Consider the following 20,958-nt stretch of genomic DNA (forward strand, 5'->3'; position numbering starts at 1 on the left):
CCCCTATGGATTTCGAGTTACAGCTAGGCGGCAAGGGCGCAGAGCCCCAGGAGCTTACTCAAGTAAGTGACTGGGGTCTGCGCTCGCAGCCAACAACGCTGTAGCTTGAAAGACGACGGGGATAGTTAAAATACCGAGGCGTATTCGCCCAGCTCAACCTGCACCGATTTGATCTGGGTGTAGTGTTCCAGCGTCGTCAGGCCGTTCTCGCGGCCGACGCCGGACTGCTTGTAGCCGCCGACCGGCATTTCCGCCGCCGACTCGCCCCAGGTGTTGATCCAGCAAATGCCGGCTTCCAACTGATGGATCACGCGGTGCGCGCGTGCCAGATCGTTGGTCACCACGCCCGCGGCCAGGCCGAAGGTGGTGTCGTTGGCGCGGCGCACCACTTCCTCTTCGCTCTGGTAGCTGAGAATGCTCATCACCGGCCCGAAGATCTCCTCGCGCACGATTTCCATGTCGTCGCGGCAGTCGCTGAATACCGTCGGCGCCACATAAGCGCCTTTGCCGAATTCACCGTGGGTGACGCGTTCGCCGCCGCACAGCAGGCGCGCGCCGCTGTTCTTGCCGCTCTCGATAAAGCGCAGCACCGACTCCATGTGCGCGAAGCTGACCAGCGGCCCAAAGTTGGTCTGCGGATCGGTCGGATCGCCGAGGCGAATACGCTTCACGCGCTCGAGGATTTTCGCCTCAAACTGCGCCTGCAGCGCCTCCGGCACGAAGACGCGGGTGCCATTGGTGCACACCTGGCCGGAGCTGTAGAAGTTGGCCATCATGGCGATATCGGCGGCGCGATCCAGATCGGCGTCGTCGAAAATAATCAGCGGTGACTTGCCGCCCAGCTCCATAGTGACTTCTTTCAGCGTCGACCCCGACGCGTTGGCCATTACCTTCTTGCCGGTTTTCACCCCGCCGGTGAAAGAGACTTTGGCGATGCCCGGATGGTCGGTCAGGTACTGCCCCACTTCCGCGCCGCTGCCGGTCACCACGTTGAAAACGCCGTCCGGCAGGCCGGCTTCGGTGTAAATTTCCGCCAGCTTCAACGCCGTCAGCGAGGTGACTTCACTCGGTTTGAAGATCATCGCGTTGCCCGCCGCCAGCGCCGGCGCGGACTTCCACAGCGCGATTTGAATCGGGTAGTTCCAGGCGCCGATGCCGGCCACCACGCCCAGCGGTTCGCGGCGGGTGTAAACGAATGAGGTTTCGCGCAGTGGGATCTGTTCGCCTTCAATGGCCGGGATCAGGCCGGCGTAATACTCCAGCACGTCGGCGCCGGTAACGATATCCACCGCGGTGGTTTCCGACATCGCTTTGCCGGTATCCAGCGTTTCCAGCGCCGCCAGTTCATCGTTGCGCTCGCGCAGAATATCCACCGCGCGACGCAGGATGCGCGAACGCGCCATCGCCGTCATCGCCGCCCACACCTTCTGCCCGCTGGCCGCGCTGGCCACCGCACGATCGACGTCTTCAGCGCCGGCGGACTGGACTTCAGCCAGAACTTCGCCGTTCGCCGGGTTAATGGCGTTGAAGGTTTTTCCAGCGGTGCTGTCTACATAGGCGCCATGAATATAGAGCTTCTGCAAGCCAAAACGGGACATAGGATCTCCTTGGGTTATCCTCCGGGCGGCGTCTGCCCCCGGAGTTGGAACGTGATGTATTCGGTCGTGAGCGCCAGCGCCTGCGCCTGATTGAACGCCGAGCCGCGCAGCGCGCTGCGCAGCCACAGTCCGTCGATCAGCGCCGCCAGCCCCTTGGCCGCCAACCGCGCCTGCGGCTGCGGCATGACGCGGCGAAACTCGGCGCACAGGTTGGAATAGAGCCGGCGGCCGTTCACCTGCTGCAGCCGGTTGAGCTGCGGTTGGTGCAGACTGCTGGCCCAAAAGGCCAGCCAGGTCTTCATCGCCGCGCTGTTGATCTGGCTGTCGTCGAAGTTGCCGGCGACGATCGCCTGCAGCCGCGCCGCCGGGCTGTTATCGGTCAGCGCCTGCAAGCGCAGCTTCACCGCCTCGCCCAGATGACTGATCAGATAGCGCATCGTGGCTTCCAGCAGGCCGTTCTTGTCCTTGAAATAATGGCTGATGATGCCGTTGGAAACGCCGGCCCGCCGCGCGATCTGCGCGATGGTGGCGTCATGCATTCCCACTTCGTTTACCGCGGCGAGCGTGGCATCAATCAACTGCTGCCTTCTGATTGGCTGCATTCCTACCTTTGGCATATTTCGACTCTCACAAAACCGACTTCGGCCTTATCTCAGCGGGCAAATTTCACTGCCGTTTCGCCCGTGATTCAGGTCATCATGAGGACCATTAAACTTTTTTTTGATTGAACGTTCAATAAAAATTGCATATATTTTATTGCCGCCTGGTTAAAAATTTGTACTATCTGGTTGTGGAACTGGCTGATTTTTGTGAGGTAATTAACGAATCTGACCAAAATCAGTGGCTGTAAGCGGTTCCCGCCGCGAAGCGCGCCGGCGCTTCATTAACAGGCGAAAGCGGTATCATTCAGGCCCTCCTCACGGGGATGGCCGCCGCCTTCATTCGCCCGTTTTCCAGAGGCCAACGCGCCCCGGAATGCGGAGCGGCACGATTTTCTCAGTTCAGAGGATGACGATGACAACCCACGAAACCTCCTCCAAACCGCAGCAGGACCGCCTCAACCCTGTGGTTTTCTTCACCTCGGCAGGGCTGATCCTGGCCTTCTCGCTGATGACCATCTTTTTCACCGACTTCTCCGGGCAGTGGATCACCCGTACGCTGAATTGGGTGTCGACCACCTTCGGTTGGTACTACCTGCTGGCTGCGACGCTGTACATCGTGTTCGTGGTGTTTATCGCCGCTTCGCGCTTCGGCTCGATCAAGCTCGGGCCGGAGCAGTCCAAGCCGGAGTTCAGCCTGATGAGCTGGGCGGCGATGCTGTTCGCCGCCGGCATCGGCATCGACCTGATGTTCTTCTCGGTCGCCGAGCCGGTGACCCAGTACATGATGCCGCCGGAAGGCGACGCGCAAACGCTGGAAGCCGCGCGCCAGGCGATGGTCTGGACGCTGTTCCACTACGGCCTGACCGGCTGGTCGATGTATGCGCTGATGGGCATCGCCCTCGGCTACTTCAGCTATCGCTACAATCTGCCGCTGACCATCCGCTCGGCGTTGTATCCCATTTTCGGTAAGCGCATCAACGGGCCGATCGGCCACAGCGTGGACATCGCCGCGGTGCTCGGCACCATCTTCGGCATCGCCACCACGCTGGGCATCGGCGTGGTGCAGCTCAACTACGGCCTCAAGGTGCTGTTCGAAATCCCGGAAAACCTGACGGTGCAGGGCTCGCTGATCCTGCTGTCGGTGATCATGGCCACCATCTCGGTCACCTCGGGCGTCAACAAGGGCATCCGCATCCTGTCCGAGCTGAACGTGCTGCTGGCGCTGGGCCTGATCCTGTTCGTGCTGTTCTTTGGCGACACCGAGTTCCTGCTCAACGCGCTGGTGCTCAACGTCGGCGATTACGTCAATCGCTTTATGGGCATGACGCTCAACAGCTTCGCCTTCGATCGGCCGGTGGAGTGGATGAACAACTGGACGCTGTTCTTCTGGGCCTGGTGGGTGGCGTGGTCGCCGTTCGTCGGCCTGTTCCTGGCGCGCATCTCGCGCGGACGCACCATTCGTCAGTTCGTGGTCGGCACGCTGATTATACCGTTCGTGTTCACCCTGCTGTGGCTGTCTATCTTCGGCAACAGTGCGCTCTACCAGATCATTCACGGCAACGCCGAGTTTGCTCAGGAAGTGATGCAGTTCCCGGAGCGCGGTTTCTACAGCCTGCTGGCGCAATACCCCGGCTTCACCTTCAGCGCCTCGGTGGCCACCATCACCGGCCTGCTGTTCTACGTCACCTCGGCGGACTCCGGCTCGCTGGTGCTGGGCAACTTCACCTCGCGCCTGGCCGACATCAATAATGATGCGCCGAACTGGCTGCGGATTTTCTGGTCGGTGGCCATCGGCCTGTTGACCATCGGCATGCTGATGACCGACGGCGTGCCGGCGCTGCAGAAAACCACGGTGATCATGGGCCTGCCGTTCAGCTTCGTGATCTTCTTCGTGATGGCTGGGCTGTATAAATCGCTGCGGGTGGAAGACTACCGCAAGGCCAGCGCGCTCAGCACCCTGGCGCCGGTGCCGGTCTCCAGCCACGACGTGCTCAACTGGAAACAGCGCCTGTCGCGGGTGATGAACTACCCGGGCACCCAGTACACGCAGAAAATGTTGGATAAAGTCTGCCGTCCGGCGATGCAGGACGTGGCGCGTGAGCTGGAGCTGCGCGGCGCGAAAGTGGAGTTCAGCGAAGTGCCGCCGACCGAAGACGAGCGTCTGAACCACCTGGAGCTGCTGGTGCGCCTGGGCGAAGAACAGAACTTTATCTATCAGATCTGGCCGATGCGCTACTCGGTGCCGGGCTTCACCTACCGCGCCCGCTCCGGCAAGTCACACTACTACCGGCTGGAAACCTTCCTGATGGAAGGCACCCAGGGCAACGACCTGATGGACTACAGCAAGGAACAGGTGATTGGCGATATCCTCGACCAGTACGAGAAGCACCTGAACTTCCTGCATATTCATCGTGAAGCGCCGGGGGGCACCCTGACCTTCCCGGATATGTGACGGTCGATAAATAACGAGAGGGCGTAGCCAGGCTACGCCCTTTTTTATGCCTGCTCGGCCGGCAAGTCGGCTTTCAGCAGCACCAGGGAACCGGCCAGCAACACCAGATCCTTGATTAAAAAACTGGTGGCCCCGGCCATGGCCGGGAAACCGCCGGCGGAAGGCTCCCAGGCACCCGGCGTGGAAAAGATCAGCGTCAGCGTGGTCAGGTAGGTCACCGTCGAACCGATCGCCCCCAGCAACCCCAGCCGCCGCGACCAGAATCCCGCCAGCAGCAGCAAACCGAAGCTCCACTCGGCGACGCCCAGCGCATAGCTGGCGCCGCGGATGCCGAACGCCTGATGCATCCAGCTCAGCAGCGGACTGTTGCCGATCAGCGGTACCAGCCCCTGCGCCTCGTAATCAAACCACTTGGCGTAACCGAAGGCGGCGAAGATCACCACCAGCGCCGCGCGCATAAAGATAACGTCCCCGTTCGAGCGCTGAAAGCGCCGCAGCCATGTCACCAGCATCATCCTCTCTCCTTATGTTGCCCACGGCCGCCGCGGATCGCCCGCTTGCGGCCGCGGGGTGCGGCGGCTTAGTGCCCCATCGCGTCCTTCTTCATTTCGTCTTTCTTCATACCGTCTTTGGCCATACCGTCTTTCGCCATGCCATCCTTTTTCATGGCGTCTTTGCCCATCTTGTCTTTCTTCATGCACTCTTTGCCCATGCACTCTTTCTTCATGCCGTCGTGCGACATCTGGCTCATGCCGTCCTTTTTCATCGCGTCTTTGCTCATGCCGTCCGCGGCGTTGGCGCCGGCCACGCCCAGCATCAGCGCGCTGCACATCATCATTGCGAATAACTTTTTCATGGTATTTCCTTCCGTCATGTCAAAGGCACCGGGGTGCCGGAGAATGGCCGGTGGCTGCCTCAGCTGCCGCCAAACCAGTTGTAACCCTGGTCTTCCCAGTAACCGCCCGGGAAGCGGTTGGTGACCTCGATCACCTGAATGTGTTTCGGGTTCTTGTAGCCCAGCTTGGTCGGCATGCGCAGCTTCATCGGGTAGCCGTATTTGCGCGGCAAGACCTGCCCGTCATAGGTCAGCGCGATAATCGTCTGCGGGTGCAGCGCGGTGGCCATGTCGATGCTGGTGTAGTAATCGTCGGCACAGGTAAAGCTGACGTAGCGGGCGCTCAGATCCGCGCCAATCGCCTGGAGAAAGGTCGCGAACGGCACGCCGCCCCACTTGCCGATGGCGCTCCAGCCCTCGACGCAAATATGGCGCGTCACCTGGCTGACCTGCGCCATGCGGTGCAGCTGCGGCAGGCTCCAGGCGCGTTTGTCCTGCACCAGTCCCGCCACCTCCAGCCGGTAATCGTCGCCGTTGATGTCCGGCGCGTCCTCCTCGGCGTAGAAAGCGTTGAACGGGAACGGCCGGGTGATCATCGATTCCGGGTAGACCGGCGCCAGGCGATCGCCGTTGAACAGCCAGCCCTGTACCCGATCGTTGAAGCGCGAGATGCGGCTCAGCGCCTGTTCGACGTTGGCGTTATCGCTGAGATCGCAGCCGGTGAGCATGGCGATGCCGCCCAGCGTCAGGCCGTTGCGCAGAAAGCGGCGGCGCGAAGGCGCGCTCAACAGCCGCTGCGCTTCTTTGACGATCGCCTGCCCTTCACCGATCGTCATGATCCGTTTATCCTTTTCCATCATTCACTCCTTAGCGTCCGCGCAGCATGGCCAGCAGCGTCCGCGGCACCAGCGCCACCATCACCAGGTGAATCGCGACGAAGGCCACCAGCGCCGACATGGCAAAAAAGTGGATATAGCGCGCCGCCTCATAACCGTCGAGCAATGTGCGCAGCAGCGGAAACTGCACCGATTTCCACAGCACCAGCCCGGACAGCGCGCTCATCACACCGAGGATCATCACCGACAGATAGGCCACGCGTTGCACCATGTTGTAGTGGCGCAGGTCGGCGTGTTGCAGCCTGCCGCGCAACGCGGCGCCTATATCGGCGAGAAACTGCCGTGGGCTGAGCGGCCAATATTTGCGTTTGAAACGCCCGCTGGCCAGGTTGATCAGCAGGTAGCACAGCCCGTTGACGCCGAACAGCCACATGCCGGCGAAGTGCCACTGCAGCGCGCCGCCCAGCCAGCCGCCGAGCGTCAGCTCATTGAGAAAGCTGAAGTTGAACAGCGGCGAGGCGTTGTAGATGCGCCAGCCGCTGGTCACCATGATCAGCATCGCCAGCGCATTCAGCCAGTGCGTCAACCGCAGCCACAGCGGATGCACCGTCTGTCGTTGTTCCGGAGTGAAAGTGAGGCTCATAAAGATTCCTGCCAGCTAACGATGCGATGAGCCAAGTATTCGCCGGATTTGTTCCCCAAGACCTCACGCAAAGTTAAATAAAATGTGATAACTCCGCCGGTGGGGGTTGTGTAGACTTCAGAGAGAAACGGGCAATCAGCGGTAATGAGAATGGACAAGCCAAAACGAATTTTGATCGTCGAGGACGACGGCGACATCGCCGAACTGTTGCAGCTGCATCTGCGCGACGAAGGTTACGCCATCAGCCACGCCGCCGACGGCAATCGGGGCATGGCGATGTTGGAACAGGGCGGCTGGGACGCATTGATCCTCGATCTGATGCTGCCGGGCGTGGACGGATTGGAGATTTGCCGCCGGGCGCGCACCATGACGCGCTACACGCCAATCATCATCACCAGCGCGCGCTCCAGCGAGGTGCACCGCGTGCTGGGGCTGGAGCTGGGTGCCGACGACTATCTGGCCAAGCCCTTCTCCATGCTGGAGCTGGTGGCGCGGGTCAAGGCGCTGTTTCGCCGCCAGGAAGCGATGAGCCGCAACCTGCGCATGGACGCCGGCGTGCTCAGCTTCAACGATCTGACCATCGACCCCATCGCCCGCGAAGTGCACCTGCACCAGCAGCCGGTCGAGCTGACGCCGCGCGAATTCGACCTGCTGTACTTTTTCGCCCGCCACCCGGGCCAGGTGTTCTCACGCCTGAGCCTGTTGAATCAGGTTTGGGGCTATCAGCACGAGGGGTATGAGCACACCGTCAACACCCATATCAACCGGCTGCGCATCAAGATCGAGCGCAACCCGGCGGAACCCGAGCGCATCCTCACGGTGTGGGGCATGGGCTATAAATTCGCGGCCGCGCCGCAAGAGTGAGCCATGAAAAACCTTACGTTAGCGCAACGCCTCACGCTGATCTTCGCGCTGCTGATCGTCATCGGCTGCGCCTTTTCCGGCTGGATGCAGGTGCGCAGCAGCACCCAGTACAGCCAGGCGGTGATCCAGCGCCTGTCCGGCAACCTGGCGCAGCATATTGCCGACAGCAACCCGCTGCTGGGGGTAAACGGGCCGGATCCGCAGGCGGTGCATACCCTGTTCGATCAGCTGATGGCGGTGAATCCCAGCGTTGAGGTTTACCTTCTCGACAAACAGGGCGCGATTATCGGCAACGCCGCGCCGGCCGGGCATCTGAAGCGGCAGCGGGTCGCGCTGCCGCCGCTGCAGGCGCTGCTCGGTGGCGCGCCGATGCCGGTGTATGGCGACGATCCGCGCAGCGCGGACGGGCGCAAGGTGTTCAGCGTCGCGCCGCTTAAGGTCGATGGCCGGATCGAAGGCTATCTGTACGTGGTGCTGCTCGGCGAAGAGTACACGGCGCTGGCCAGCAACGCCCAGTTCAACTCGGCGGTCAGGATGGCGCTGTGGACCTCCGGGCTGATGGTGCTGTTCAGCCTGCTGGCCGGCGGTTTCGCGTTTTATTGGGTGACGCGCCCTATCCGTCGCCTGACCCGGCAGGTCAGCGCGCTGGACAGCGGCGGCATCGAGGCGGTGCAGGCCTACGCGGCGCTGCCTGCGGTACGGGCCGGGCGCGACGAAGTCAGCCAGCTGCAGCAGGCTTTCCACCGCATGGCGCAGCGCCTTGCCGATCAGTGGCAAACGCTGGCGCAGCAGGATCGGCTGCGGCGTGAGTTCATCGCCAACGTCTCGCACGATCTGCGCACCCCGCTCACCTCGCTGCACGGCTATCTGGAGACGCTGTCGGTCAAGGCTGCCACCCTGAGCGAAGCCGATCGGCGGCGCTATCTGGAGATCGCGCTGGCGCAGAGCCGCAAGGTGGGCAAGCTGGCGCAGGAGCTGTTCGAGCTGGCGCGGCTGGAGTACGGCGTGGTGAAACCGCAGAAAGAGCCTTTTTCCCTCAGCGAGCTGTTGCAGGACGTGTTCCAAAAGTTCGAGCTGGCGGCGGAGGCGCGCAACCAGCGGCTGCACGCCGACATTCCCCCCGGCATTCCGCCGGTGTTCGCCGATCTCAGCATGATTGAGCGGGTACTGACTAACCTGTTGGACAACGCCATTCGCCATACGCCGCCCGGCGGCGACATCGGCGTGCGGCTGTGGCGGCAGGACGATCGGGTGATGGTGCAGGTCAGCGACAGCGGCCCCGGCATTCCGCAGACGCTGCGCGCCGATCTGTTCGTACGCCCGTCTGTCCTGAGCGGCGCCCGGCGCCCTTCCGGCGGACTGGGCCTGATGATCGTGCGGCGCATTCTGCAGCTGCACGACAGCGATATTCAGCTGATCGAACAAGCGCAAAGCGGCGCCTGTTTCCGCTTTGCCATTCCGCCGCGTTAATCGAGGCAGCTGCGATCGACGCTGATAAATTTGTCGTTATAGATAATGAATTTCTGCCCCTTCAGCCGAATACCGGCATGGGTCAGCGTATCGCCGGGGCGCAGGTATTCGGTGACACCCTCTTCATCTGTGCTGTTGCAGCCCGGCTTGAGCAGGAACTTGAAATAGGTGTTGCCGGTGTTGGTGAGCGTACCGCGCTGGGTATCGAGCCGATAGGCAAAGTTTACCTGACGCGGGCGCACCACCAGAATGGTGTCCATCACCACGATCGGCTCCAGGTTGACGCCGGCGCCCCGACGCGGCCCCGGTTCGAACAATCGGGTCGGCACTTCGCGAAATGATACCCGGTAATAACGCTCGCGATTATCCTGCGGCCCGCGGTAGAAAAACTTATAGTACTCCGCCTGCCCGGCCTGCAGCGTCAGCTGGCGCGGCGCAAACAGCAGCTCGCCATCCGCCGGCCGGCTGCGCACCTCGCGCTCTCCCGGCCGATCGATGGCGCGAATGCTCACCTGATACAGGCGCGCGCTACGGTTGTTATTCAACACCCGCTTGGCGGTGAATGAGCGATCCTGATCCATGGCAAACGTCAGGGTACCGACATTGATTGCAGCGGCGGTAAAGGGGAAGGACAAACACAGCAACCCTATCAGCACAAGTTTCACGCCCTGTCCTCAATTGATGTTGCGCCAGGTGGCTTCGACATGAATTTCACCGGCGGCGCTGACGTCGCCATACCAACCGTTGCCGTCGACGGTTCTCAGCGAGATCGGATTGTTCATCGGAATGCTAAAGGTCACGCGGGTCTTGTTCAGCACCCCCACTTCACCGGAGATATCATTCCACGGCGTGCTGCTCCAGAGCGCATTGGTCATGTCGTGCCACTGGCCATCGCAGCCGGCGGCGAAGCTCTGCTGGCCGTTGGTGCTGGTGGTGATGCCGAGGGTGGCGGGGAACGGTACCTGGGTACTGTTATCCGCAGAAGAAAAGAGGCAATAGTTCACCCCGTTGATCGCCTGAGTCGGCCCGGTCGCCATCACCCTCACCTGATCGGCGGCGGTTTTGCCGCTGGTGGTCACGAAGTAGCCGAACTCCAGCGCCGGTTCCGCCGGGCCGACATAACCTTCACGGTGTGGGCTGTTGTCGTAATCATCGGAAATAATGCTGATGCTGAAATCGCGCGGCTTGATAATCAGCTGGTTTGAGGTGGAAAACTCATACCATCCCGACTCCGGCGAGGTGGTGTTCTGAAAACGGAAATTGATCAGATCGCGAGTGCCGCTGTCGGAAATCCCCAGCGCGACCATCTGTTTGAAGAAGTTACTGGAGAAGAACACATACACGGCGTTGCTGCTCTTCAACTCGTTAAACGTATAGTAGCTGCCGGTGCCCGACGTATTTTTCCAGGTGTTGCCGTTCAGACTGAACTGCAGATCGGCGGCGTTCACCGCGGATGACAGCGCCGCATGGTTAATCGCCGGGAAAATATGAATCGAGGTATTGCTCACGCTGCCGTCGGTCTGCAAATCGTAGCTGACCATCTTGCACATGATGCCTGAGCGGGCGCCGATGGTCTGGTTCTTGCAATCGGCATTGCCCTCACCGATGATCGGCACCCCATCGCTGTTGACGAACACCTCCGATACGGCGTTGGTATTGATAAAGCGCAGATGGGCAGCCTTGCTGTGCGTGACGGTGCGCTTGTACCAGCTGCCGCTGGCCTGATCCCGACAGCGGCCGCCGGCCGCGGCGTCGTAAGCCACCGACGTTTGGCAGCCGTTGATCTGCATGCTGAATGCGTCACCCGCCGCCATCTGCTTCAGATACTGATAGAAGCTCGGCGACATCATGCCGTGCATCCATTTTGCGCCGCCGGGCGTGACCACGGCACCGTAAAATCCCTTTTCGTCGGTGGTCTGCGGCAGAATCAAGCTGGTATCCATATTGCAACCGGCATACCAGTTGATGCAGCGCAGGCCGAGAAACGGATTCTTTATCGGCGCATTTTCCAGCCACATGTCATAGCGCCAGTTGGCATTCAGCCCCGTGTTGTAACCATTATCCACGTACCCCAGGCTCTGCTGATAGACAGTGCCGGAACCGCCGTATTTCAGCCCGGTCCACTTATTGGCGCCGGTCATGCGCGGATCCAGCCCGCCGGCCGGCGTGACGAAAAAGTTGTCGTCGGCGTTGTTCTCCACGAAGACAAATTTCATGACCGCCGCATCCGGCCAGTTGGTCTGGCTGACCGCCGCCTGCAGCGCGGGGGCGACCAGCGCCAACAACAACAGCATAACGTTAGCTCTCATGGTCAGACTCCCCGGATGACCTATTGCCCGCATAGGTTTTCAGCCCGGTGCAGATCACGTCGCCGACCCACACGGCGCCTTGCGCCTTGCTGAGATCCAAATCCACTTCGCATGTCTGATTGCCGCTGTGGGTAAAATCGATAACCGGGAATTTCTTGTCGACGTCCATGATAAATTCGCCTTTCTCATCGGTGCGGGTGCGGCCGATATGGTTCTTGATATAGGCGTTGGCCAGCAGCGTGCCGTCCTCCGCTTTGATGCGGCCGAACACCGTCACCATCTGTTTTATCTCCGGCGAGATCACCGCCACGTTGCCCGGATACAGGGTGAGCTTGCTCTTGCGCTTGGTGACGATATCGAAGCTCTCCGCCGAGTTTTTGTTGTTCATCAACTCAACGTCGTACTGACCGTAAGGCGACAAAGGCAGGTAATTCTTATTGCCGCTCAGCTTCACCATCCGACCGTCAACCCGTGCGGTCAGCAGGCCGTCGTTTTCAATGCCGGTATTGAAGATAATCCCGGCGTTGCCTTCGTTGCGGCCGCTGATGGCAATATCGCGCCCTTGCCAGCCCATGCTGCCGCTCGCGGTCAGGCTGCTGTTAACGTAGCCGTCGGCGGAGCTGCTGACGTTGAGCGTGCCGGCAGAATACTTGGTGTCGAAGCGCGCATAGCCGCCACCGTTGAAGCGGTTGTCGCCGCGGGTATCACCGGAAATCGCCCGCGACAGGTTGGCGCCCAAGGTGCGGATCGGCCCGTCCTTGATGTCCTTGCGCGCCGCCAGGTTGGCGGTGGTGTAGCCGTTTTGATTGGAAACGCCGGCGCTGAGCCAGTTGCCCATCGGCAGTGAAAAATCGAGCGCGATGTACTTGCCGGTATTGGCGTTGCTGCTGCCGTTGTTGTAGCGTTGCACGCCCGCACGTACGCCCAGCGTGCCGAAGCGGCCGGTAAAGATGTTCTGGTAATAGTCGGCGTTGTAATAGTGACTGTCGTTCTTCTTATCGTCGTTGTAGCTGGCGCTCAGGGTGCCCAGCGGAGACCACAGCGCCCCCAGATTAAGGCTGCCGCCAACGGCGCGGTTATAGGCGTCATTTTGCAACAGACGATCGCCAATCTGCGTTTTCTCCTGATTGATCCATACGCTGCTGAAGCCGCCGGGCAACGCGGCGCTGACGCTGTTGACCAGGCTCCAGGAGCGATCGGAGGCCGCCATGTTTTGCAGGTTGATCTGAATCGACTCGGTCACCGGCAGGCTGACGCGGCTCTCGCCGACGGCGTTGCCGTCAAACGAATACCCCGACAGCGCCCAATTAAGCGTTTGCAGATTGCCGGTAGCCGAAGCGCCAAGCAAATAAGAGTCCTTTGCCGGGCGGTGGCGCTCCCGTTCGCCGCGCCAGTCGTCCATGCGCAGCATCCCGCCCCAGAATTGCCAGGCCAGCGGCGCATTGGCGCCGCGATTGGGGCTGAACAATTTATTCACTCGCTGCATGCGTTTATCGACCACTTTGCCGTTGACCACGATCTCCACCTCTACGTCATAGATACCGTAGGGCAAACTGCCGGTGTCCACTTCATGGTTGCCCATCGTGAAGTTTTGTACGCTGAGCAGCCGCCCGTCGCGCGACAGATGCACCTCGCCGGCCGAGGGGAAAAAAACCACGATCGGCGTCAGCGATTGGGAATTATCGAATACCGTCGAGTTGGCGCGGTTGCCGTAGGACAGACCATAAATCTTGCTCGAGTTGATGGTGGTGACCGGCCCCAGCGACTGCAGATTCCAGCTGTCCAGCATGCCGGCGGCGAAACGGCGGCCGGCGAAATCACGCTCGTACATCGCTTTGTACAGCGTGGCGTTTTCATCGCCGCTGCCGATACCGTAGATGGAACCGTTCAACTCCACGTGGTGCTCACGCAACGCCGTGACGCTGTTGAGCGATAAATAACTGGAGGTGTTGCCTTCGCTGGCGCGGGCCCGGTTATCGTAGACCCCGAGGTTATAATCCAGCGTGCTGCTTACGGCATCCACGCTGGACGCGCCGATGTCGCTGGAGCGAGCGCGCAGCACCGTCCCCAACGCGGATTCCTTCACCACCAGCTGCAGGTTGAGCTGCCGGAAATCCAGCGCCAGCCAGGCGTCGTCCGCGACCCGGATATGCTGCTGCCGATCGAATGGCGCATCCTGCAAAGCCTGCAGCTGGCCGGCAATCGCCGTGGTCAGCGGGGCACCGTCGTCGTTATCCTCCAGCGTCACCCGACGAATCTTTAGCCTGTCCTGATCCAGGTAGAGAAAGGCATGGCCGATGCGGCTGTCGTCTTTGACGCCATCGCTCTTTTCATAATGCAACAACAGCGGAATACTCATCCCCTCGCGCAACGCCAGGCTGAAAGTGTGCGGGATCAGCACGCCGTTAATCTGCGTCAAACCGGCCGCCATCGCCATCCGGCCAGGCAACAGCGTCGGGAGCGCCAGCGCACCGGCAGCCAAAAGCGTTTTCAACAGCACAGCGTTCACATGCCACTCCTTGCGTGATTGTTTTGCATCCATCGTGGATAACGCGCGCATTACTTCACCGGGATAAACTGTTCGCCGTGCCACAGCGCGACGCGTCCTTTTTTATCGTTGACGTCAACCTTGCTGAAGGCACGATCCTTCCCCGGCATCACGAAATAGTTTTCCTTGCAGTCGCTGCCGTCTTGCTTGTTCCTGCAATTGCCGTAGGCCACCACTTTGAACGTGGCGTTGCCGGTGTTTTTGATCCGCCCATTGGCGAACTGATAGGCGAAGCGATCCTGCCGAGGCGCCACCACCAAAATGGTGCCGATGCGCGCCGACGTAGTGGCCACGGCATTACGCCGAGCCGAGTTTTGCCCCGCCTCGCTCAGCGCCTGATCGAACCAAACGATGCGGTAGTAACGCTCCTGGGTATCATTCGGCCCCTTGTAGTAAAAGCGGATCACATCACTGGCGTTAGCCGGCAAGATCAGGCTGGCGGGCGACAGCAGCATTTCGTCCCGGCTGCTCATCGGGATCACCGTACCAGAGGCCAGGGGACTGGAAATGCGTTCGATCTTGATGGTCACCAGCCTGCCGCTGTCGGTGGTGTTTTTGATTTCCTTGCTCAGGCGCGCGCTGTCGCCAGGCATGAAGGCGCTGATCTCACCCACATCGAGAGCCAAAGCCGGCCTCAGCAGCATTAACATCAGGGTGACGGCGAGAGAAAAGCGTGTCATTGCGGTATTCCACTGGCGTTGATGGGCGGTAAATAGCAGGAGGTCTCCCCCCTGCCAGATGCAGATCGTTCGGGGGATTAGGAAGTCCAGGTCGCGTTGAACTCGACGCTGACGTCGCCGCTCCAGATACCTTCCGGCAGCGTGCTGAAATCCGTGACGGCGGTGGTGCCGTTTGACGTCGCGCCGATGATGCTGAAGGTGAACTGATCCTGCGCGCTGGTGCGGCCGGCCTGGTTGTAGGCGTTGGACAAGGCACTCAAATTGCCGCCCAAAATGCCGGCGGTGGTGTCGATCATGGTGGTTTCAGCCGTTTTCCCGACCACCGCACCGTTATAGTTCACCCCGACTTCCAGCGTAGAACCGGAAGTATCCAGCTGAGTCAGCGTATTGGAGACCAGTTTTGAGGTCAGTTTGAAAGCGGTGGCCGTGGTATCGCCTTCCACGGTGACGTCAAACAGGCCTTTCTGGCTGTTGAAACCCTTAATGCCTTCTGCATAGTTGAAGGCCAGGCTGCCAATCGGCGTCACAACCAGTTTGCTGGTGGTGTCTTTCTTGGCGGTCGCAGACCAGGTTGCCAGCGCCTGAGCGGTAACGTCGGCGGCTTGAGCAGTGCTGACCGCTGCAAAGGCGGAAACGATCGCCAGAGCCAGTGTCATTTTCTTCATGGTATAACTCCCTTCAATGTTGAATATGTTTTCTTTCTTTCGTCCATTCTCAGCCAGCCGTTTGCATCACTGCGTTTAGCCAGTCTGCTTGACGCCACAAGAATATCCCTGGCCGATCAAAAAAGAATCATTAACTATTAAAGTTCAAATATTTAGATTTAAATCCCGTCATTAATGTTTTAACCCCCATCAATCACATTAAAAAGCGTGTTAAGCCTTTGATGAAAGCACAATCACATTGTGGTTTAACCCCGGCAAGGCGGTTATTGTTTAACCACAAATACGCTCTGTTCGCCCTTCTCATGTCGGTGCAAAATTTCAGCGCCGGCGTTGTTCGCTGAGGGGGGATTGATTGGATTTACGCAGGGGGCAGCAGCCAATCAAGATCGGCCGCTGTAGAGAAAAGGGGGGCTTATCGCCACGTGTCAGGAAGGGTATCGGGTTCTCAGGGTAAGAATAAGCCGCATAAAGCCGGCCTGATTGAGGCCCAGTTTTCGCATAATATTCAGTTTATGGGAGCTTATGGTTTTGTAACTTCGCCGGGTCACGTTGGCGATGCTTCGTGCAGACGCGCCGGCAACCATCATGGCCAAAACTCGCCATTCAGTGTCAGATAATGCGGCTGCAGAGTGCACCAGCCGGGCGCGAATATGCGGGGAACGATAGCCGGAGAACTCACCCGCAGCCGCAATGGCATCACTCAGGCAATGCAAAGGCTCCTCCTTTGCCACTATAGCTATGCGCGCATCCGTCGCCAACAACGCTAATATACCGGGATGTTCTACAGCGGTGAAAATCACCAAGGGAATTTCCGGCCAGACATTTTTTGCCGTCAGAACGAACCGTAATACATCATACAAATATTCGCTCTGATGATATAACTCCATAATAAGCGCGCGAGGCTTTCCCTCTTTCAATACCCCCTCCAGCTCCCTCAAGGTGTCGATAAAATAGCGGTCACTTGATTGGGTAACGAGAAATGCTTCCATTCCTCTTCTCACTAAATCGCTGGGTTCGAAAAATAGCAGCGCATCACCGAAATCGGCTTTAACCATACATAATCACCATAATGAGGTAGAAAGCGGTAGAGAAAGAGAAATATCTCTCGATAAACGCCACACGGCAGCCCGCCAAATGAAAGTCGAACGTTATATTTCAATACTGTAATATTTTTGGCATACCCACCGTCCTTTCAATCTCGTTGGGCGGCGGCTATCAATGGTCAATTAATAAACTCGGCATTGTCACTTTCCAACCCTGAACAGATCTCCATTTTATGTTCACGCAAGATCTTGCAGCGCAGCAGGAATAAGCGGGAAATACCGGAAATGTAAGCCCTGACCTGATTGCTGCGCACCACCAGCAAAAACTCATCGCCGCTGCATTCTCCCGTTTGGTGCGCGGCGTAAGCCAGAATATCCCGATTCAGGCTGGCGTTGACCGTCGCCGAAGCATCAGGCAGCGACATGAAAACCTTACAGTTGCCTGACTTTCCCAGGTAGCTCTCCTGCCGGGCCCCCGAGCCGCTGAAATAGGCCGAGACAGCAATAGCCATGAGGATCCCTCCCAGAACCATCGCGCTTAACATCAGCCAACCACGGCGGGAATAACCAAGATGAGGAGAGGCCCCGTCGATGACGGTGTCGGACGCCGGATTGACCACCGCTGCGGGCGTAGCTCCAGGCACAGCCGCGGCAGGCTCCGCGTCGTGAATATCTTCCGCGTCCTCATAAGACTCGATGGTAATCTCATCACGCAACATAAAACCCACTTTAGGGACCGTAACAATGACCTCATCCTCGACGCCAAGGTTTTTAATCACCCGACGCAATTTGCTGACGCACTGATTAAGATTATTATTGCTGGACACCATGCCGTAATCATCCCAGACCTTCTTGAATATCAGTTCACGCCCTACGGCCTCGCCATGATGGGCAATCAACAGCAGCAACAACCGTTTGGAAGGACCGGATATGGATATGGGATCGTCAGAAAAATCTGTTGGGCTAAGGGTTCTGGTGTCTGCGTCAAAGAGAATATGGTCATTAAATCTATATTTCATTTTATTCACATGTTTTCACTATAGCGATCATTTATAGTTTGGCGTCAAATGTTAATGAAATATTAAATAAATATTTAATCAGGTAATTCGCGAAAATACCCAAGCACAGGCAAGAAAAACCACTCAATTAACGCCACGAAATACGCTTTGTCACCTCACCACCGTTTATATAGGATTTTTCTTGTAAACCATAACCAAAGGTTAACCAATCACCTCATTCATTGATATATTGACGCGACAAAAACCACAAAGTTAGTTTTTTGTGTCGCAAATCATCCATTTTAAGGAAAAACATCTCAAAAAAAGACCGCAGAACTAAATTTTAATAAAAAAATAATAACACGTGAATGTTGAGCGTAATCACAGACCGCAGTCCATCTGCATTAGCCCGATGAATTAACGCGTTTGCCGCGACGCAAATGTTAAATTTTAGGTTCAGCCGAGGCTGATGGGAAACAATAATGAAAGGAAAAACTTACGAATGACGCCTGTCGCGCTTTCCGCAACAGGCGAAAACATTCGCTGCAGCTCATTGAACTGATGAAGGGAAAACCAGGCTAAAGGTCAAACAAGCGGAACCCCGGCTAACGGAACACTGCGCGCGAACTTCACCACCGTGCAGCGTCATGATGGCGCGCACGATAGACAGCCCCAGCCCACTGGCATGATTGCCAGCGCTGCGTGCGGGATCGGCGCGATAAAAGCGATCGAACAATTTTTCCAGCTGTGCCGGCGCGATCGGCTGCCCCTGATTGATAACCTGCACCCACCAGGCATCGGCGCGCCGTTCAGCCCGCAGGACGATCCGGCTGTTTTCGTCGGCATAACGCACTGCGTTAGCCACCAGGTTGCTCAACGCCCGCTGGAACAGCATTGCGTCCGCCTTCAACCCGCCTTCACCTTCGCAGCTCAGCACGATGCCGCGTTCTTCCGCCAGCCCCTCGAAGTAATCCGCCACCCGCCGCAGCTCCAGCGCCACATCCAGACGATTGTAGTTCAGCGCAGACTGCGCCTCGCCGGCACGCGCCAGGAACAGGATGTTTTCCACCATGCGGGAAATGCGCTCCAGCTCATCCATATTGTTCGACAGCAGGGTTTCGTACTCCTCCACGCTGCGAGGCTGGTAAAGCGCTACCTGGCACTGGCCCATCAACGCCCCTACCGGGGTGCGGATTTCATGGGCCAGATCGGCGGAAAACTGCGTCAGCCGCTGGTAGCCTTCATTCAACCGATCGAGCATCGCATTAAACGAACGGATCAGCTGCTGCAACTCCTTCGGCGCCCCCTGCTCGCTGAGGCGTGTCGACAGCGTATTGGGCGCAATCTGCGACGCCTGCGCCGCCATGCGCCATAACGGCTTCAATCCCCGGCGCATGACCCCATACCCCAGGAGCGCAATCAGCAGGAAAGCCACCGCCACCGCCGCGACGATGCGCCACAGGTAGCGCGCCAGCATTTTCTGTTCGTTGGCCATCACGTGCGCGGCGGAGATCTGCAACAGGCTGCCGTCTTCCAGGCGCACCATCGCCGAAGCCGCGCGCAGCGGCACCCCCTGCGCCGTTTCCCCACCGCGGACAGCGGCCAGCGTCTGCGCCTGGCCGGCCGGCGTCGGCGCGATCGGCGGTAGGTTCACCCCGGCCGGATTCACGTTGATGAGCGGTTTTTGTCCCGGAATTTGGAAAATCAGCACGTCCTGTTCATTGCCCAGCATGTTTTCAAACAGGCCGTTATTGGCGGTCAGGCGCGCCAAAGGAAAGCGCTGCCCCAGCAAATGGCGGAAATATTCTACGCGCCCGGTCACCTGCAGATCGCTGCGCAGCGTCATTTCCTGGCGCATGGCGCTATACAGATACCCGCCCGTTCCGCTCACCACCAAAGCGGCTACCAGTGCGAACAGCGTGGCGGTGCGCAGCGTCAGCGACACCGGCCGACGTGAAGTGCGCCCGCTCACGAGCGTGGCTCGCAGACATAGCCAATGCCGCGCACGCTGTGGATCAGCTTGACGTCGAACGGCCGGTCTATTTTGGCACGCAGGCGTTTGATGGCCACGTCAACCACATTGGTGTCGCTGTCAAAATTCATGTCCCACACCTGAGAGGCTATTTGCGTGCGCGACAGCACTTCGCCCTCGCGCCGCACCAGCAGATGCAGCAGCATGAACTCCTTGTTGGTCAACGGGATCACCTGATCCTGGCGCACCGCCCGGCGGCGCAGCACGTCCAGCTGCAGATCGGCGATGGCGTAATGGTCGGCTTCGCGCGCCGGCCCGCGGCGCAGCAAGGTGCGCAAACGCAGCACCAGCTCGGTAAACGAAAACGGTTTAATCAGATAATCGTCCGCGCCCAGCTCCAGGCCGTGGATGCGGTCCTGCACGCCGTCGCGGGCGGTGAGAAACAGAATCGGCACGTCGCTTTTCTTGCGCAGCACCTCGATGATCTGCCAACCGTCCAGCCCTGGCAGCATCACATCGAGCACGATCGCGTCGTAATCCTGCTCCAACGCGCGAAACAGCCCGTCGGTGCCGTTGCGCGCCAAATCGACGCCGTACCCCGCTTCACCCAACCCTTTCTTCAGGTAATCCCCTGTGCCGATATCGTCTTCAACTACCAGTATTCGCATGCTCGCCACCTCGTTACGTCTGCAAAAATACTAGCAGCTTCGGCGGACAAACTTGATGACATTAATGTCATCAAACGGCCATGGCGCTGACCCAATGGCTCAACCATGCTTAACCGGCAAACTCATTTCAGGAGAACGTTATGATTACCCGTCATCGTATAGCCGGTTTACTGTTATCCACCTTGCTGCTGTCCAGCGGCCTGGCCGCCGCCCAAACGCCGGGCAAAGTCATCGCGCCGCTGCGCGGCACCATCAGCCAGGTGGCCGACGGCAATCTGCAGCTGACCGATCGCAAAGGCGAGACACTCAGCGTCAAGCTGAACGATCAGACCAACGTGCTCAGCGTGTCCAAAGCCACGCTGGACGACATAAAACCGGACAGCTTTATCGGCACCGCCGCCGTGCCGCAGCCGGACGGCACGCTCAAAGCGCTGGAGGTGCACGTATTCGCCGCCAGCCTGCGCGGCACCGGTGAAGGGCACTCGGCCTGGGAATCCGCCGACGGCAAAGTAGACACCATGACCAACGGCACCGTCGGTAAACTGGTGAAATCCAACGGCCGCACCCTGACCGTCACCTACGGCAACCAGCAGAAAACCGTCATCGTGCCGGAAGACGTGCCGATCGTGACGCTGGATCCGGGCGATTTGAGCCTGCTCAAGCCGGGCGTGCACATCGTGCTGTTCTCCGCCGTCAACGATAAGGGCGAGCGCATCGCCACCCGCATTTCCGCCGGCAAAGACGGCACCGTACCGCCGATGTAACCGGAGAAAGC

General features: G+C 59.2%; 19 protein-coding genes. 4 read left to right on the forward strand and 15 right to left on the reverse strand.

Features of this window, described 5'->3' with window-relative positions; translation table 11 throughout:
* Positions 1–125: 125 nt before the first annotated feature.
* On the reverse strand, positions 126–1,598 hold the full coding sequence (gene betB, locus ACYF6X_RS12965) for a betaine-aldehyde dehydrogenase (protein WP_130018451.1): 1,473 nt from the start codon (positions 1,596–1,598) through the stop codon (positions 126–128).
* 14 nt (positions 1,599–1,612) lie between these two features.
* Positions 1,613–2,215 (reverse strand): transcriptional regulator BetI, encoded by a 603-nt coding sequence (betI, locus tag ACYF6X_RS12970; protein ID WP_004939107.1) that lies wholly within the window; start codon positions 2,213–2,215, stop codon positions 1,613–1,615.
* A 397-nt stretch (positions 2,216–2,612) separates the two neighbouring features.
* Here betI and ACYF6X_RS12975 point away from each other — a divergent pair, with 397 nt between their 5' ends.
* A complete protein-coding gene (locus ACYF6X_RS12975; protein WP_060440723.1) occupies positions 2,613–4,652 on the forward strand; it encodes a choline transporter in 2,040 nt (679 codons plus the stop codon).
* Positions 4,653–4,696: 44 nt separating this feature from the next.
* Here the strand turns inward: ACYF6X_RS12975 and ACYF6X_RS12980 are convergent, their stop codons facing one another.
* The 4 genes from ACYF6X_RS12980 to ACYF6X_RS12995 form a co-directional block, all read right to left on the reverse strand.
* Complete coding sequence (locus tag ACYF6X_RS12980) at positions 4,697–5,167, reverse strand: YkgB family protein (RefSeq protein ID WP_130018450.1); 471 nt, start codon at positions 5,165–5,167, stop codon at positions 4,697–4,699.
* A gap of 65 nt (positions 5,168–5,232) precedes the next feature.
* Positions 5,233–5,508, reverse strand: a complete 276-nt coding sequence (locus tag ACYF6X_RS12985) for a pentapeptide MXKDX repeat protein (RefSeq protein ID WP_130018449.1) — start codon at positions 5,506–5,508, stop codon at positions 5,233–5,235.
* Between the two features lie 59 nt (positions 5,509–5,567).
* Complete coding sequence (locus ACYF6X_RS12990) at positions 5,568–6,344, reverse strand: molybdopterin-dependent oxidoreductase (RefSeq protein WP_130018448.1); 777 nt, start codon at positions 6,342–6,344, stop codon at positions 5,568–5,570.
* A 10-nt stretch (positions 6,345–6,354) separates the two neighbouring features.
* A complete protein-coding gene (locus ACYF6X_RS12995) occupies positions 6,355–6,966 on the reverse strand; it encodes a cytochrome b/b6 domain-containing protein (RefSeq protein ID WP_130018447.1) in 612 nt (203 codons plus the stop codon).
* Between the two features lie 150 nt (positions 6,967–7,116).
* Here ACYF6X_RS12995 and ACYF6X_RS13000 point away from each other — a divergent pair, with 150 nt between their 5' ends.
* Together ACYF6X_RS13000 and ACYF6X_RS13005 are read left to right on the forward strand one after the other, a co-directional pair.
* Positions 7,117–7,830 (forward strand): response regulator transcription factor, encoded by a 714-nt coding sequence (locus tag ACYF6X_RS13000; protein WP_047728196.1) that lies wholly within the window; start codon positions 7,117–7,119, stop codon positions 7,828–7,830.
* A 3-nt stretch (positions 7,831–7,833) separates the two neighbouring features.
* Complete coding sequence (locus tag ACYF6X_RS13005) at positions 7,834–9,300, forward strand: sensor histidine kinase (protein ID WP_063988835.1); 1,467 nt, start codon at positions 7,834–7,836, stop codon at positions 9,298–9,300.
* Here the strand turns inward: ACYF6X_RS13005 and ACYF6X_RS13010 are convergent.
* The 9 genes from ACYF6X_RS13010 to ACYF6X_RS13050 form a co-directional block, all read right to left on the reverse strand.
* Entirely contained in the window at positions 9,297–9,965 is a 669-nt protein-coding gene (locus tag ACYF6X_RS13010) for a fimbrial biogenesis chaperone (protein ID WP_060438937.1), read from the reverse strand. The two genes, ACYF6X_RS13005 and ACYF6X_RS13010, sit on opposite strands and share 4 nt — an antisense overlap.
* Positions 9,966–9,974: 9 nt before the next feature.
* Entirely contained in the window at positions 9,975–11,609 is a 1,635-nt protein-coding gene (gene ecpD / locus ACYF6X_RS13015; protein WP_130018446.1) for a fimbrial adhesin EcpD, read from the reverse strand.
* Positions 11,599–14,118 carry a fimbrial biogenesis outer membrane usher protein gene (locus ACYF6X_RS13020; RefSeq protein WP_130018445.1) on the reverse strand — a complete coding sequence of 840 codons (2,520 nt, stop codon included), beginning with the start codon at positions 14,116–14,118 and terminating at the stop codon, positions 11,599–11,601. Before ACYF6X_RS13020 ends, ecpD begins: the two co-directional genes overlap by 11 nt.
* Before the next feature lie 50 nt (positions 14,119–14,168).
* Complete coding sequence (locus tag ACYF6X_RS13025) at positions 14,169–14,837, reverse strand: EcpB family pilus assembly chaperone (protein ID WP_063988832.1); 669 nt, start codon at positions 14,835–14,837, stop codon at positions 14,169–14,171.
* 77 nt (positions 14,838–14,914) lie between these two features.
* Entirely contained in the window at positions 14,915–15,502 is a 588-nt protein-coding gene (ecpA, locus tag ACYF6X_RS13030; protein ID WP_004939148.1) for a common pilus major fimbrillin subunit EcpA, read from the reverse strand.
* Between the two features lie 425 nt (positions 15,503–15,927).
* A complete protein-coding gene (locus ACYF6X_RS13035) occupies positions 15,928–16,557 on the reverse strand; it encodes a helix-turn-helix transcriptional regulator (RefSeq protein WP_130018444.1) in 630 nt (209 codons plus the stop codon).
* A gap of 167 nt (positions 16,558–16,724) precedes the next feature.
* Positions 16,725–17,564 carry a winged helix-turn-helix domain-containing protein gene (locus ACYF6X_RS13040; RefSeq protein WP_130018470.1) on the reverse strand — a complete coding sequence of 280 codons (840 nt, stop codon included), beginning with the start codon at positions 17,562–17,564 and terminating at the stop codon, positions 16,725–16,727.
* A 529-nt stretch (positions 17,565–18,093) separates the two neighbouring features.
* Positions 18,094–19,515 (reverse strand): heavy metal sensor histidine kinase, encoded by a 1,422-nt coding sequence (locus ACYF6X_RS13045; RefSeq protein WP_063988829.1) that lies wholly within the window; start codon positions 19,513–19,515, stop codon positions 18,094–18,096.
* The gene (locus ACYF6X_RS13050) at positions 19,512–20,183 is read right to left on the reverse strand and encodes a heavy metal response regulator transcription factor (protein ID WP_033650568.1); all 672 of its coding nucleotides are present in this window, start codon (positions 20,181–20,183) and stop codon (positions 19,512–19,514) included. The genes ACYF6X_RS13045 and ACYF6X_RS13050 overlap by 4 nt, the downstream gene beginning before the upstream one ends.
* A 140-nt stretch (positions 20,184–20,323) precedes the next feature.
* Between ACYF6X_RS13050 and ACYF6X_RS13055 the strand changes: the two genes are divergently transcribed.
* The gene (locus tag ACYF6X_RS13055; protein WP_130018443.1) at positions 20,324–20,947 is read left to right on the forward strand and encodes a hypothetical protein; all 624 of its coding nucleotides are present in this window, start codon (positions 20,324–20,326) and stop codon (positions 20,945–20,947) included.
* Positions 20,948–20,958 lie beyond the last annotated feature (11 nt).

It is taken from the genome of Serratia sp. ID 25-353, from assembly GCF_054792795.1.